Origin of the sequence: Pelomonas aquatica (assembly GCF_026712205.1) — a bacterium.
Lineage (GTDB): Bacteria > Pseudomonadota > Gammaproteobacteria > Burkholderiales > Burkholderiaceae_C > Pelomonas > Pelomonas aquatica.
Genome location: NZ_JAPPUW010000003.1, coordinates 18,312 through 30,447, shown reverse-complemented (window position 1 = coordinate 30,447; position 12,136 = coordinate 18,312). Strand labels below are relative to the sequence as shown.

The following is a 12,136-nucleotide window of genomic DNA, read 5'->3' as shown; positions in this document are numbered from 1 at the left end:
CCATGAGCAACTGGTTGGACGAAGTGAAGTGGGACGACAAGGGCCTGGTGCCTGTCATCGCCCAGGAGCAGGGCACGGGCGACGTGCTGATGTTCGCGTGGATGAACCGCGAGGCGCTGGCGCTGACGGCGGAGCGCGGCCAGGCGGTCTACTTCAGCCGTTCGCGCAACAAGCTCTGGCACAAGGGCGAGGAGAGCGGGCATTTCCAGCAGGTGCACGCCATCCGCATGGACTGCGACAACGACGTCGTGCTGCTGACCGTCACCCAGCTCGGGCACGAGCCCGATGAACCTGGGATAGCCTGCCACACCGGCCGCCACAGCTGTTTCTTCCAGAAGCTGGAGAACGGCGTCTGGAGCGCCGTCGAGCCGGTGCTGAAGGACCCGAAGAAGATTTATGACTGACGACATCCTCTCCCGCATCGGCGCCGTCATCGAGTCCCGCAAGGGCGCCGACCCCGCCACCAGCTACGTCGCCAAGCTCTTCGACAAGGGCCTGGACAGCATCCTGAAGAAGGTCGGCGAGGAAGCCACCGAGACCGTCATGGCCGCCAAGGATGGCGATCCGCAGAAGCTTGTCTACGAGGTGGCCGACCTGTGGTTCCACAGCATGGTGGCGCTGGCCCACTTCGGCCTCAAGCCCGAGGACGTACTTAGGGAACTCGCGCGTCGCGAAGGGCTGTCGGGCCTGGAAGAATTCGCGGCCCGCAACACCCCAGGGAGGAAAAACCCATGAGCGACAACCCGAGCCCCGCGACCCTCGACGCTGCCGTGCCCGCACAGAAGCTGGAAAGCCTCAAGCAGCTGACGATGGTCACCTACATCCTCTACGCGCTGAGCACGTTCACCGGCTTCACCGGCATCGTCGCGATCATCATCAACTACATCAAGCGCGAGGACACGGCCGGCACGATCTACGCCAGCCACTTCACCTGGCAGATCCGCACCTTCTGGTGGAGCCTGGTGTGGGCGGTCCTGGGCTTCGCCACGATGATCGTCGGCGTGGGCTTCCTGATCCTCGCCATCGACGGGATCTGGGTGCTCTACCGCATCGTCAAGGGCTTCCTGAACTGGAACGACGGCAAACCCATGTCGGTCTGAAGCGAGGCCCGCGATGAGTCACGACCCCAGCTGCATCTTCTGCAAGATCGTTGCCGGCCAGATCCCGAGCCGGAAGGCCTACGAGGACGAAGACGTCCTGGCCTTCCACGACATCCACCCCTGGGCGCCCGTCCACGTCCTCATCATCCCCAAGCGCCACATCGCGTCGATGGCCGACGTGACCGAGGCCGAGGCGGCCCTGCTGGGCAAGATGACGGCACTCGGCACCCAGCTGATGAAGGAGCTGGGCGTGAGCAACGGCTTCCGCCACGTCATCAACACCGGCCCGGACGGCGGCCAGGAGGTGTACCACCTGCATCTGCATGTGATGGGCGGGCCGAGGCCGTGGTTGAAGGGCTGAGCCGGCACCGAGCGCAGTGCCTGCGCACTGCGTGACGCCCGGCGAAGGCCCGACTCCCTGCAGGGAGTCGGGCATGAGGCACCTGTCACCTAGAATTTGAGCCAGTCCTCAAGGAGTAAGCATCATGGGTTCATTCAGCATCTGGCACTGGCTGATCGTCCTCGTCGTCGTCATCGCGATCTTCGGCACCAAGAAGCTGCGCAACGTCGGTTCCGACCTCGGCGCCGCGGTCAAGGGCTTCAAGGACGGCATGAAGGACGGTGCCGCCGATGCGCCGGCCGCGCCGACCCAGCAGGTCACGGCCGGCAAGGCCCACGACCCCAACACGGTCGACGTCGACGCCAAGACCAAGTCCTGAGCCCGACGAGTGCTTGACTTCGGCTTCGACAAGCTCGCGCTGATCGGCGCGGTGGCCTTGATCGTCATCGGCCCCGAGAAGCTGCCGCGCGTCGCCCGCACGGTGGGCACCCTGCTCGGCAAGGCGCAGCGCTATGTGGCCGACGTGAAGGCCGAGGTCAACCGCTCCATCGAGCTGGAGGAGCTTCAGAAGATGAAGTCCCAGTTCGAGACGGCGGCGCGCGACGTCGAGCAGAGCGTGCGCCAGGAGGTCGACTCGGCCACCCAGGTCTTCGACCAGACCTGGCGCGATGTGACCGGGGAGGGCTCGTCCTACGAGGCCGCCTCGGCCATCGCGCCGCCGCCGCCCGAGTACCGCCACCCGAAGAAGAACTGGAGGCTCAAGCGCGGCGCGACGCCGCTGTGGTTCAAGCAGCAGGCCGGCGTGCGCCGCCACACCCAGTCCGGCGCCGCGCGCGTCGCGCGCTTTAGGCCGCCCGGCCTGCGGAAATGAGCTCCTCCTTCCAGAAACCCGACCACGACGAACTGGCCGGCACCGAGCAGCCCTTCGTCGCCCACCTGATGGAGCTGCGCGACCGGCTGCTGCGCGCCATCCTGGCCATCGGCATCTGCTTCGGCATCCTGGTCATCTACCCCGGCCCCGGCCCGCTCTACGACCTGCTGGCCGCGCCGCTGGTGTCGCATCTGCCGGTCGGCACCAAGCTGATCGCCACCAATGTCATCGCGCCCTTCTTCGTGCCGCTGAAGATCACGCTGCTGGCCGGCTTCCTGCTGGCCCTGCCGGTGGTGCTCTACCAGGCCTGGGCCTTCGTCGCGCCGGGCCTGTATTCGCACGAGAAGCGCCTCGTGCTGCCGCTGGTCGTGTCGAGCACGCTGCTGTTCTTCGCCGGCGTGGCCTTCTGCTATTTCTTCGTCTTCGGCCAGGTCTTCAAGTTCATCCAGAACTTCGCGCCCAAGAGCATCACGGCGGCGCCGGACATCGAGGCCTACCTGGGCTTCGTGATGAATATGTTCATCGCCTTCGGCGCGGCCTTCGAGGTGCCGGTCATCGTCGTCGTGCTGGCGCGCATCGGCGTCGTGTCGGTGGACAAGTTGCGCGAATGGCGCGGCTACTTCATCGTCGTGGCCTTCATCGTCGCCGCCGTCATCACGCCGCCCGACATCGTCTCGCAGCTCGCGCTGGCCATCCCGATGTGCCTGCTCTACGAGCTGGGCCTGCTGGCGGCCGGCTACTTCATCCGCAGCACCAAGGCGCCCGAGGACGAGCCGCCCGCGGCCTAGTCGTCCTCGGCCTGCCGCTGCGGCCTGGGCCGCTGGGCGACGGCGAGCTGGAAGCTCATGGCCTTGCCGGCGCGCTGCACGGCCACCTCGACCTTGCTCTCGGGCTTCAGCGCCGCGACGCTGGCCAGCAGCTCGGCCGGCGTCGCCACCGTGTGAGCGCCGATGCGAGTCAGCACGTCGCCGGGCCTGATGCCCGCGAGCGCCGCCGGCGCCTCGGCCACGACGCCACCGATCAGCACGCCCTTGGCGTCCGTGCCGAGCTTGAGCGCCTCGGCCAGCTCGGGCGTCAGCTCGCGCGTCTGCACGCCGATCCAGCCGCGCGCGACGACGCCGTCCTTCAGCAGCGCCGCGGCCACCTGGCGCGCCACGTCGACGGGAATGGCGAAGCCGATGCCCAGCGAGCCGCCGCTGCGCGAGAAGATGGCCGTGTTGATGCCGACGAGCCGGCCGTCGGCGTCCACCAGCGCGCCGCCCGAATTGCCCGGGTTGATGGCCGCGTCGGTCTGGATGAAGTTCTCGAAGGTGTTGATGCCGAGCTGGCTGCGGCCCAGCGCCGACACGATGCCCGAGGTCACGGTCTGGCCGACGTTGAAGGGGTTGCCGATGGCCAGCACCGCGTCGCCCACGGCCAGGCTGGCCGCGTCGCCGAGCGGGATGGTCGGCAGATTGGGCAGCGCGATCTTCAGCACGGCCACGTCCGTCTCGGGGTCGGTGCCGACGAGGGTGGCCTGGGCCTGGCGGCCGTCGCTGAGCTGGACCTCGATGTCGGAGGCGCCCTCGACGACATGGTTGTTCGTCAGCAGCACGCCGTCGGCCGAGATGATGACGCCCGAGCCCAGGCCCAGCTGCGGGCCGCCGCGCGGGCGCGAGCCGAAGGGAAAGCCCGGGAAGCCGAACAGCGGCTCGCGCGCGCGGCCGGCCGCCCGCGGCGGCGCCTTGCTGGCCGTGATGCTGACGACGGCGGGCGACGCGATGCGCGCGGCCTGGGAGAAGCCGGCCCGCACGACCGACGCGGCCGGAGCCGGCGGCAGCGCGATCTGGCGTGCAGTGGCGGCGATCGCCGCGTCAGGTCTGCGGTCCTGGGCCAGCCATTGCGGCTTCAGCGTCGCGACGACGAAGAGGGCCGCCAGGGCGACCGTGACCGCCTGCGCGAAAATCAGCCAGAGCCGCTTCAACACCCCAATTCCTTCTCAAGCCATGACCGATCGCGCCGCGCTGGAGCTCCGCCTCAACGAGTTGCTGGAGCCTGGGCGCTTCAAGGATTATGGGCCGAACGGTCTGCAGGTCGAGGGCCGCGCCGAGGTCCGCCATCTGGTCTGCGGGGTCACGGCCAGCCTGGCGCTGATCGACGCCGCCATCGCGGCCCGGGCCGACGCCATCCTCGTGCACCACGGCCTGTTCTGGCGCGGCCACGACGGCCGCGTCACCGGCTGGATGAAGCAGCGCCTGGCGCGGCTGCTGGCCCATGACATCAACCTCTTGGCCTACCACCTGCCGCTGGACGCCCACCCGACGCTGGGCAACAACGCCCAGCTCGGCGCGCGCTTCGGCTGGACCGCGGACCGGCGCTTCGGCGAGCAGGACCTGGGCTTCAGCGCCGCGATCGAGCCCACCGAACTGCCGGCGCTGACCGCCCGGCTGCGCGACGTGCTGGGCCGCGACGTGACCGCCGTGCCCGGCGACGGCCGGCCGCTGCGCCGCGTCGCCTGGTGCACGGGCGGCGCCCAGGGCTATTTCGAATCGGCCATCGCAGCCGGCGCCGATGTCTTCGTCACCGGCGAGATCTCCGAGCCCCAGGCCCACTACGCCCGCGAGACCGGCGTCGCCTTCGTCGCGGCCGGCCACCACGCGACCGAGCGCTACGGCGTGCAGGGCCTGAGCGCCCGGGTCGCGCAGGACCTGGGCCTGAGCTGGCAGTTCATCGACGTGGACAACCCGGCTTAGGCGGCGTTTGCGAGCGCGTAGGCGATGGCCGCGCGCACGGCGGTGACCTGGGCCGCCAGGCACTGCTGGGGCGTCGTGCGGGCGCTGTCCGGGTAGACCTCGGTCGTCGTGCTGAAGCGCGCACCCGTGATGGCGGCGCACAGGCCGCGACGGCCGACCTCGAAGCTGATGACGCCGTGCTGCTGCAGCGGGCATTCGATGATCTGGCCGTTGGCGTCGGGCTCCGCGATATGGGTCACGCGAGCCACCGCATCGATGACGGCGCGCTGGAAGCCGGGCTGCGGCCGGTCCACGTCGTCGACCAGGTAGAAGCCGTCGGGCACGGTGTCGGGCGTGAAGGCCTCGCCGTCGCGCGCCGCCAGCGCCGGGCGGAACTCCGACTCGTCCGAGTCCGTCGTCTCATGCAGGTCGATGTGCATCAGCACCCGGCCGCGCAGCGGCGCCAGCAGGGCCACCAGCGCGGCCGATTCGCCGGCGGAGCTGGCGTCGCGGAAGTTGCGGTTGGGGTCGAGCGCGGCCGGGTTCCAGCGCTGCACGCGCTCGTAGGCCCAGGGGCTGATGCAGGGCACGACCAGCAGGTTGGCACGGCCGGCCTGCTCCAGCCCGTGGTCGCGGACGAACTGTAAAGCGCCATGCACGCCGCTGGTCTCGTAGCCGTGCACGCCGCCGGTCACGACCAGCGTCGGCAGATCGTCGCGCCAGCCGCGGCTGCGGATGGCGCGCAGCGGGAAGCGCTCGCCGTCGTAGTCCAGCGCGCCGTAGTCGAAGACGTCGAAGTCCTGCCGCAGCGGCTCGATCGCGGCGAGTACGTCCTGGGCATGGCTGCGCTGCCGGGTCTGGCGGGCGTGCCAGGTGGCGATTTCGGCGGCGCCCCAGGCCTGGCCGGGCGTGCCGATGGGATAAGGGGTGTGGTCTTGGTTCATGGCGGCCGCAGTCTGCCAGCGAAGCGGCCGGGTGATGAAAGAATGCCGCATGACCCCGGAACATTCGCCAGGCCTGCCCCTGGCCGTCACGATGGGCGATGCCTGCGGCATCGGCCCCGAGATCATTGCCAGCCTGTGGCGGCGCGAGGTCCCGCGCGATGCCGTCGTCGTGGGCGACGTGGCCGTGCTGAGGCGGGCCGTCGCGGCGATCGGCGGTGGCCTCGCAGTAGCCGAGTTGCAGGGTCTGGACGAACTGGACCGCGTGCCGCCGCGCTGCCTGCCGGTCTGGCAGCCTGCGGGGCTGCCGGCCGGCCTCGTCGATGCGCCGCTGGGTCGCGTCGATGCGCGCGCCGGTGCGGCCGCGGCCCGCTGCATCGAGGCGGCCGTGGCTGAGATTCAGGCCGGCCGGGCGCGGGCCCTCGTCACGGCGCCCATCCACAAGGAGGCGCTGCACGCGGCCGGCTCGCCCTACCCGGGTCACACCGAGATGCTGCAGGCCCTGGCCGGCGGGGTGCCGGTGCGCATGATGCTGGCCAACGAGGAACTGCGCACGGTGCTGGTCACGATCCACTGCTCGCTGCGCGACGCGATCACGCGCGTCACGCGCGAGGCCGTGCTGGAGACGCTGCACATCACCGGCGCGGCGCTGCGGCGCATGGGGCTGCAGGCGCCGCGCATCGCGGTGGCCGGGCTGAACCCGCATGCCGGCGAGGGCGGCCTGTTCGGCGACGAGGAGATCCGGCACATCGCGCCCGCCATCGCCGACGCGCGCGCGGCCGGCTGGGAGGCCAGCGGCCCCTATGCGCCCGACACGGTCTTCATGCGCGCCCGCCGCGGCGAGTTCGATGTCGTCGTCGCGATGACGCACGACCACGGGCTGATCCCGGTGAAGTATCTGGGCGTGGAGCAGGGCGTGAACGTGACGCTGGGCCTGCCCTTCGTGCGCACCAGCCCCGACCACGGCACCGCCTTCGACATCGCCGGGCGCGGCATCGCCGACCCGGCCAGCTTGGGCGCGGCGCTGGCGATGGCGCGGCGGCTCACCCCCTGAGCGCCGCCAGCTGCGCCCGCGTGCGCGCGGTGGCGCGCTCCAGCAGATAGGCCTGCTCGTAGGCCCGCATGCGGCCGGCCTCGCAGAGCTTCCTCAGCATGCGCGCCGTCATCGTCACCGTCTCCTGGTGGCGGCTGCCGTGCGTGAAGATGAAGAAGCTGCGCCCGGCGCTGACATGGGCCAGGCGCATCTTCTGCCACTCGCTGCCCGTGTGCATCTGATAGGCGAAGCCGAGCTGCATGTTGTCCATCAGCAGCGCGCCGCTGCTGGGCTCGGGTGCGCTCTCGGCGGCGGGCAGGCCATCGATGGAGATGTCCACCGCTTCCAGCGGCGCCGCGGCCTCGTCGTTGCCCGACAGGTCCAGGTCGAGTTCGCCGTTCCAGTCGACGCTGGCGTCCTCGACCAGGCCCAGGCTCTTGGCCTCGTTCGGCGTCAGGCGCTGGCTGGCATCGAGGTCGCCGGGGGCGGTCTCGCCGGCCATGGGCTTGCCGAGGTCGGCCTCGGCCGGCGGCGGCACGCCGAAGATCTGGTCGAGCTGCCTGACCAGCAGATTGGTGTCGAGGGCGCTGGGCGCGGCGCCCTTCAGCGATTCGGCGTGGGCCGGCAGCAGCGCACCGAAGAAGTCCTTGCGCGGCGCATCCGGCCAGCGGATCAGGTCCATGCCCTCGTTGAGGGTGCGCATCAGATTGGGCAGCTCGCGCAGGAAGTCGGCGCGCGCCGCCGTGCCGCCCTTGGGCTGCACGCTCATGACCAGGCTGCGGCCGAGTTGGCGCAGCCGCAGCGCGCGCTCGGGGGCGCCTTCGCGCGAGGCCAGCACGATGGCCTGGCTCCAGACCTGGGCCAGGAAGCTGCGCAGGAAGTCCTGCATCGGCACCTTGGCCAGGGCCTGCTGCAGTTGCAGCGCATAGCGCTGCTGCAGGCGCAGGTCGGTCTCGCGGCGCTCGACGACGGCGGCTGCGTCGCCGGCGGCCTTCAGCGTCGCGCGGGTCTGCTCGGCGATGAAGGCTTCGAGGGCGTCCAGCTTGGCCGTGTAGACGTCCATGCGGTCGAAGTCGCCCTGGGCCACGTCCTGCACGAGGTCGCGCACATGGGCCAGGAAGGAGCGGCCCGGGTCGTCGCTGAAATCGTCGAAGGCGCAGGCCAGCGAGGCCATGCGGTTGACGAACTGGCGCACCGGGTGGCGGCGCGACGAGAAGAAGGTTTCGTCGCCCAGGGCCACGCGCAGCACCGGCAGCTGCAGCCGGGCCAGCAGGCGCGCCATCTGCGGCGGTACCTTGGGGTCGGACAGGATCTGGTCGAACAGGCCCGCGACGACGTCGATGACCATGTGGTCCAGCCGGCCTGTCGCGGCCTGGCGCAGCTCGTCGCGGTGCTGGTGGATCAGGTTGGCCGGCAGCGGCAACTGGCCCCAGGCGCTGGGCGAGTCGCCGCCGAGCGTGTCCAGGCCCATGCGGCCGGACTGGCCATGGCTGTCGTAGCCGGCCTCGTAGGCGGCCGGCGCCTGCGCGAGCTGGCGCAGCAGGTCCATCATCTGCGGGTCGACGCGGCCGATGCCGCCGCCCCGGCCGAAGCCGCCGCTGCGGCCCAGGCCGCCATGGCCCGAGCCGCCGTAGCCGCCGGCCCGCGTCGACACGCCGCCATGGCCGGAGTCGAGCTCGCCCGGCTGCGTGGAAGGGCCCAGGCCGCCGTAGCGCGACACGCCGCCATCCGGTGTCGCGCGCACGCGCAAGTCCTGCGGGCGCAGGCCGCGCGAGCGCAGCAGCTCGGCGATGTCGGCATAGCAGGCGCGCATTTCCTGGGCCAGCGCGCGGGTCAGCTCGTCGGTCAGCGTCTGGCGGGTCTGCGGGTCGTCGGTGATGGACTGCACCGCGTCGAGCAGGGCCTGGCCGATCAGTTCGGGCCGCAGCGGGTTGCGCTCGCCGACCTGGATGCCCGAGACGTAGGACTCGACCTCGCGCAGCTCCCATTCGCTGTGATGGCCGATGGCCAGGCCGATGCGGTCGGCCGCGACGAGGTTGTTGACCTGGTCGTCGTCCATCAGCGAGAGCTCGCCCCAGGCCGTCTTCTTCGCGCCGCTCTGCACGGGCCTGGTGTCGGCCTGCTCGGCCGCGACCTGCCTGCGCAGCCCCTGCACGAAGCGTTGCGAAAAGATGCCCTGCTGCTGGCGGAACACGAACTGCGCCGCCAGCAGCGCATCGCGGCGTTTGATCTGCCCGGCCGACAGCGCCGACAGGCCCAGGCCTTCCGCGCAGCGCTCGGCCGCCTGCTCACCCGCAAGGCGGATGCGGGTCAGCGAGGCTTCGAGATGCGGATTCAGGCGTATTTCGGGCGCGTTCATCAACAAGGGCCGCGGGCGTCACCGAAAGTATCGCGCGAGCAACAAGTCCGGGTTTCCAGCAGGTTGCCAACTTCGTGGCAGAAAAAAGCCCGGTAACCATTACTTACCGGGCATTTCTGAGGACAGGGGACTCAGCGCTTGAGCGAATCGCGGATCTCGCGCAGCAGCTGGATGTCTTCGGGCGTCGGGGGCGGCTCGGCCGGCGCGGGCGCGGCCTCGGGCTCGCGCTTGAGGCGGTTGATCTGCTTGATCATCAGGAAGATCACGAGGGCCAGGATGATGAAGTTCAGCGACACGGTGATGAAGCTGCCGTAGGCCAGCACGGCGCCGGCCTTCTTGGCCTCGGCCAGCGTCTGGGCCGTCTGGCCGGCCAGCGGCACGAAGTAGTTGCTGAAGTCCAGCCCGCCGAAGATCTTGCTGACGACCGGCATGATGACGTCGCCCACCAGCGAGTCGACGATCTTGCCGAAGGCGCCGCCGATGATCACGCCGACCGCGAGGTCGACGACATTGCCTTTGACGGCGAACTCCTTGAATTCGGAAAAGAAACTCATCCGGGGCTCCTTTGGGATCGTTTGGGGGGAGAGAAGGGCGCCGATATTGTCGGCAAGGGTGGGAGTGTAGAAGGCGGGTAAACCTGCGGTCCCTGGCCGGTCCGGCATGGCCGGGGCGCGAAGCGGCGTCCGTTAGAATTCTCGGCTGCCCCTGATCAGAAGTCTCGGATTCGAAGTCTCTTTAGAGGACCCTCATGAGTGACCAGCAAGTGGACCAAGGCAAACGCACATGGCTGATCGCGACCGGTGTGACCGGCGCCGTCGGCGGTGTCGCGACTGCCGTGCCCTTCGTCAGCACCTTCGCGCCCAGTGAGCGTGCCAAGGCGGCCGGCGCCCCGGTCGAGGTGGACATCGGCGCCATCAAGCCCGGCGAGAAGCTGACCGTCGAGTGGCGCGGCAAGCCGGTCTGGATCGTGCGCCGCACGCCCGAGCAGATCGAGGCCCTGAAGAAGAACGACATCCAGCTGGCCGACCCGAATTCCGAGCGCAAGGCCTACCCCATCCCCGACTATGCGAAGAACGAGGGCCGCTCGATCAAGCCCGAGTACCTCGTCGTCGTCGGCATCTGCTCGCATCTGGGCTGCTCGCCCAGCGACAAATTCGCCGCCGGTCCCCAGCCCTCGCTGCCGGACGACTGGAACGGCGGCTTCCTCTGCCCCTGCCACGGCTCGACCTTCGACATGGCCGGCCGCGTCTTCAAGAACAAGCCGGCGCCCGACAACCTCGAAGTGCCGCCCCACATGTACCTGACCGACAGCCGCCTGCTGATCGGCGAGGACAAGAAGGCCTGACCAGAACAAAACGGGACGACGAGACATGGCTGAATTCAAGGAAGCTCCCGCAGGCGCCTCGATGGGCGTGAAGACCGTGACCTGGCTGGAGAACCGGTTCCCGACCGCGTTCGACGCCTACAAGGTCCACATGTCGGAGTATTACGCGCCGAAGAACTTCAACTGGTGGTACATCTTCGGCTCGCTGGCGCTGCTGGTGCTGGTGATCCAGATCGTCACCGGCATCTTCCTGGTGATGCACTACAAGCCGGACGCGGGCCTGGCCTTCGCGTCGGTCGAGTACATCATGCGCGACGTGCCCTGGGGCTGGTTGATCCGCTATATGCACAGCACGGGCGCCTCGGCCTTCTTCGTGGTCGTCTACCTGCACATGTTCCGCGGCCTGATCTATGGCAGCTACCGCAAGCCGCGCGAGCTGGTCTGGATCTTCGGCTGCGCGATCTTCCTGTGCCTGATGGCCGAGGCCTTCATGGGCTATCTGCTGCCCTGGGGCCAGATGTCCTACTGGGGCGCCCAGGTCATCGTGAACCTGTTCGCCGCCGTGCCCTTCGTCGGCCCGGACCTGGCGCTGATGATCCGCGGCGACTACGTCGTCGGCGATGCGACGCTGAACCGCTTCTTCAGCTTCCACGTCATCGCGGTGCCGCTGGTGCTGCTGGGCCTGGTGGTGGCCCACCTGCTGGCCCTCCACGACGTCGGCTCCAACAACCCCGACGGCGTCGAGATCAAGAAAGGCCCCAAGGACGCGAACGGCAAGCCGCTGGACGGCGTGCCCTTCCACCCGTTCTACACGGTGCACGACATCTACGGCGTCTGCCTGTTCCTGATGGTGTTCACCGCCATCCTCTTCTTCGCGCCCGAGTTCGGTGGCTATTTCCTGGAGTACAACAACTTCATCCCGGCCGACCCGCTGAAGACGCCGCCTCACATCGCGCCGGTCTGGTACTTCACGCCCTACTACTCGATGCTGCGCGCGACGACCGACGTGATGGTCAACGTGCTCGTGGGCGTCGTCGGCATCGCGGCCGTCGTGAGCTTCCTGAAGGGCAGATTCGGCGGCGCGGCGAAGGTGGCGCTGCTGGTGGCTGCGGTCGCGCTGATCTTTCTGCTCAAGGTCTTCGACGCCAAGTTCTGGGGCGTCGTCGTCATGGGCGGCGCCGTCATCATCCTGTTCTTCCTGCCCTGGCTGGATCACAGCCCGGTCAAGTCCATCCGCTACCGGCCCGACTGGCACAAATACGTCTACGCCGTCTTCGTGGTGTTCTTCCTCGTGCTCGGCTATCTCGGCATCCAGCCGCCGAGCGACATGGGCACGCTGGTGGCCCAGGCCGGCACGCTGTTCTATTTCGGCTTCTTCCTGCTGATGCCCTGGTGGAGCCGCCTCGGGACGCCCAAGCCGGTGCCCGACCGCGTGACCTTCCATGCCCATTGAGCCG

15 protein-coding genes are annotated in these 12,136 nt (G+C 69.3%); 11 read left to right on the top strand and 4 right to left on the bottom strand.

Features of this window, described 5'->3' with window-relative positions:
* Window positions 1–2: 2 nt before the first annotated feature.
* The 7 genes from hisI (at window position 3) to tatC (ending at window position 3,099) form a co-directional block, all read left to right on the top strand.
* Entirely contained in the window at window positions 3–404 is a 402-nt protein-coding gene (gene hisI, locus NYP07_RS03820; protein WP_268147630.1) for a phosphoribosyl-AMP cyclohydrolase, read from the top strand.
* Window positions 397–735: a phosphoribosyl-ATP diphosphatase gene (locus tag NYP07_RS03815; protein WP_268147628.1), complete on the top strand. Its 339-nt coding sequence runs from the start codon at window positions 397–399 to the stop codon at window positions 733–735. Before hisI ends, NYP07_RS03815 begins: the two co-directional genes overlap by 8 nt.
* Complete coding sequence (locus NYP07_RS03810) at window positions 732–1,100, top strand: DUF4870 family protein (RefSeq protein WP_268147626.1); 369 nt, start codon at window positions 732–734, stop codon at window positions 1,098–1,100. Before NYP07_RS03815 ends, NYP07_RS03810 begins: the two co-directional genes overlap by 4 nt.
* Window positions 1,101–1,113: 13 nt before the next feature.
* Window positions 1,114–1,461, top strand: a complete 348-nt coding sequence (locus NYP07_RS03805; RefSeq protein WP_268147624.1) for a histidine triad nucleotide-binding protein — start codon at window positions 1,114–1,116, stop codon at window positions 1,459–1,461.
* A 124-nt stretch (window positions 1,462–1,585) separates the two neighbouring features.
* Complete coding sequence (gene tatA / locus NYP07_RS03800) at window positions 1,586–1,819, top strand: Sec-independent protein translocase subunit TatA (RefSeq protein WP_268147622.1); 234 nt, start codon at window positions 1,586–1,588, stop codon at window positions 1,817–1,819.
* A 9-nt stretch (window positions 1,820–1,828) separates the two neighbouring features.
* Entirely contained in the window at window positions 1,829–2,311 is a 483-nt protein-coding gene (gene tatB, locus NYP07_RS03795) for a Sec-independent protein translocase protein TatB (protein WP_268147620.1), read from the top strand.
* Complete coding sequence (gene tatC, locus NYP07_RS03790) at window positions 2,308–3,099, top strand: twin-arginine translocase subunit TatC (RefSeq protein ID WP_268147618.1); 792 nt, start codon at window positions 2,308–2,310, stop codon at window positions 3,097–3,099. The genes tatB and tatC overlap by 4 nt, the downstream gene beginning before the upstream one ends.
* Here tatC and NYP07_RS03785 read toward each other — a convergent pair.
* The gene (locus NYP07_RS03785; protein ID WP_378990424.1) at window positions 3,096–4,277 is read right to left on the bottom strand and encodes a S1C family serine protease; all 1,182 of its coding nucleotides are present in this window, start codon (window positions 4,275–4,277) and stop codon (window positions 3,096–3,098) included. The two genes, tatC and NYP07_RS03785, sit on opposite strands and share 4 nt — an antisense overlap.
* A gap of 19 nt (window positions 4,278–4,296) precedes the next feature.
* Between NYP07_RS03785 and NYP07_RS03780 the strand changes: the two genes are divergently transcribed.
* The gene (locus tag NYP07_RS03780; protein ID WP_268147614.1) at window positions 4,297–5,043 is read left to right on the top strand and encodes a Nif3-like dinuclear metal center hexameric protein; all 747 of its coding nucleotides are present in this window, start codon (window positions 4,297–4,299) and stop codon (window positions 5,041–5,043) included.
* On the opposite strand, the gene NYP07_RS03775 is transcribed toward NYP07_RS03780, so the two are convergent.
* Window positions 5,040–5,966 carry a M14 family metallopeptidase gene (locus NYP07_RS03775; RefSeq protein WP_268147612.1) on the bottom strand — a complete coding sequence of 309 codons (927 nt, stop codon included), beginning with the start codon at window positions 5,964–5,966 and terminating at the stop codon, window positions 5,040–5,042. The genes NYP07_RS03780 and NYP07_RS03775 overlap by 4 nt on opposite strands.
* A gap of 49 nt (window positions 5,967–6,015) precedes the next feature.
* Between NYP07_RS03775 and pdxA the strand changes: the two genes are divergently transcribed.
* On the top strand, window positions 6,016–7,017 hold the full coding sequence (gene pdxA, locus NYP07_RS03770; protein ID WP_268147610.1) for a 4-hydroxythreonine-4-phosphate dehydrogenase PdxA: 1,002 nt from the start codon (window positions 6,016–6,018) through the stop codon (window positions 7,015–7,017).
* Here the strand turns inward: pdxA and NYP07_RS03765 are convergent.
* Window positions 7,007–9,355, bottom strand: coding sequence for a DUF1631 family protein (locus NYP07_RS03765; protein ID WP_268147608.1), 2,349 nt, complete (start codon window positions 9,353–9,355; stop codon window positions 7,007–7,009). The two genes, pdxA and NYP07_RS03765, sit on opposite strands and share 11 nt — an antisense overlap.
* Before the next feature lie 131 nt (window positions 9,356–9,486).
* Window positions 9,487–9,909, bottom strand: coding sequence for a large conductance mechanosensitive channel protein MscL (mscL, locus tag NYP07_RS03760; protein WP_268147606.1), 423 nt, complete (start codon window positions 9,907–9,909; stop codon window positions 9,487–9,489).
* Window positions 9,910–10,103: 194 nt separating this feature from the next.
* On the opposite strand from mscL, the gene petA reads away from it, so the two are divergent.
* The gene (petA, locus tag NYP07_RS03755; protein WP_268147604.1) at window positions 10,104–10,700 is read left to right on the top strand and encodes a ubiquinol-cytochrome c reductase iron-sulfur subunit; all 597 of its coding nucleotides are present in this window, start codon (window positions 10,104–10,106) and stop codon (window positions 10,698–10,700) included.
* Between the two features lie 25 nt (window positions 10,701–10,725).
* Window positions 10,726–12,132 (top strand): cytochrome b, encoded by a 1,407-nt coding sequence (locus NYP07_RS03750; RefSeq protein WP_268147602.1) that lies wholly within the window; start codon window positions 10,726–10,728, stop codon window positions 12,130–12,132.
* Window positions 12,133–12,136 lie beyond the last annotated feature (4 nt).

Bases quoted from the DNA above. Each gene is read 5' to 3' on its own strand.
- hisI (WP_268147630.1), top strand. From the start codon at position 3: ATGAGCAACTGGTTGGACGAAGTGAAGTGGGACGACAAGGGCCTGGTG.
- NYP07_RS03815 (WP_268147628.1), top strand. From the start codon at position 397: ATGACTGACGACATCCTCTCCCGCATCGGCGCCGTCATCGAGTCCCGC.
- NYP07_RS03810 (WP_268147626.1), top strand. From the start codon at position 732: ATGAGCGACAACCCGAGCCCCGCGACCCTCGACGCTGCCGTGCCCGCA.
- NYP07_RS03805 (WP_268147624.1), top strand. From the start codon at position 1,114: ATGAGTCACGACCCCAGCTGCATCTTCTGCAAGATCGTTGCCGGCCAG.
- tatA (WP_268147622.1), top strand. From the start codon at position 1,586: ATGGGTTCATTCAGCATCTGGCACTGGCTGATCGTCCTCGTCGTCGTC.
- tatC (WP_268147618.1), top strand. From the start codon at position 2,308: ATGAGCTCCTCCTTCCAGAAACCCGACCACGACGAACTGGCCGGCACC.
- NYP07_RS03780 (WP_268147614.1), top strand. From the start codon at position 4,297: ATGACCGATCGCGCCGCGCTGGAGCTCCGCCTCAACGAGTTGCTGGAG.
- NYP07_RS03775 (WP_268147612.1), bottom strand. From the start codon at position 5,966: ATGAACCAAGACCACACCCCTTATCCCATCGGCACGCCCGGCCAGGCC.
- pdxA (WP_268147610.1), top strand. From the start codon at position 6,016: ATGACCCCGGAACATTCGCCAGGCCTGCCCCTGGCCGTCACGATGGGC.
- NYP07_RS03765 (WP_268147608.1), bottom strand. From the start codon at position 9,355: ATGAACGCGCCCGAAATACGCCTGAATCCGCATCTCGAAGCCTCGCTG.
- mscL (WP_268147606.1), bottom strand. From the start codon at position 9,909: ATGAGTTTCTTTTCCGAATTCAAGGAGTTCGCCGTCAAAGGCAATGTC.
- petA (WP_268147604.1), top strand. From the start codon at position 10,104: ATGAGTGACCAGCAAGTGGACCAAGGCAAACGCACATGGCTGATCGCG.
- NYP07_RS03750 (WP_268147602.1), top strand. From the start codon at position 10,726: ATGGCTGAATTCAAGGAAGCTCCCGCAGGCGCCTCGATGGGCGTGAAG.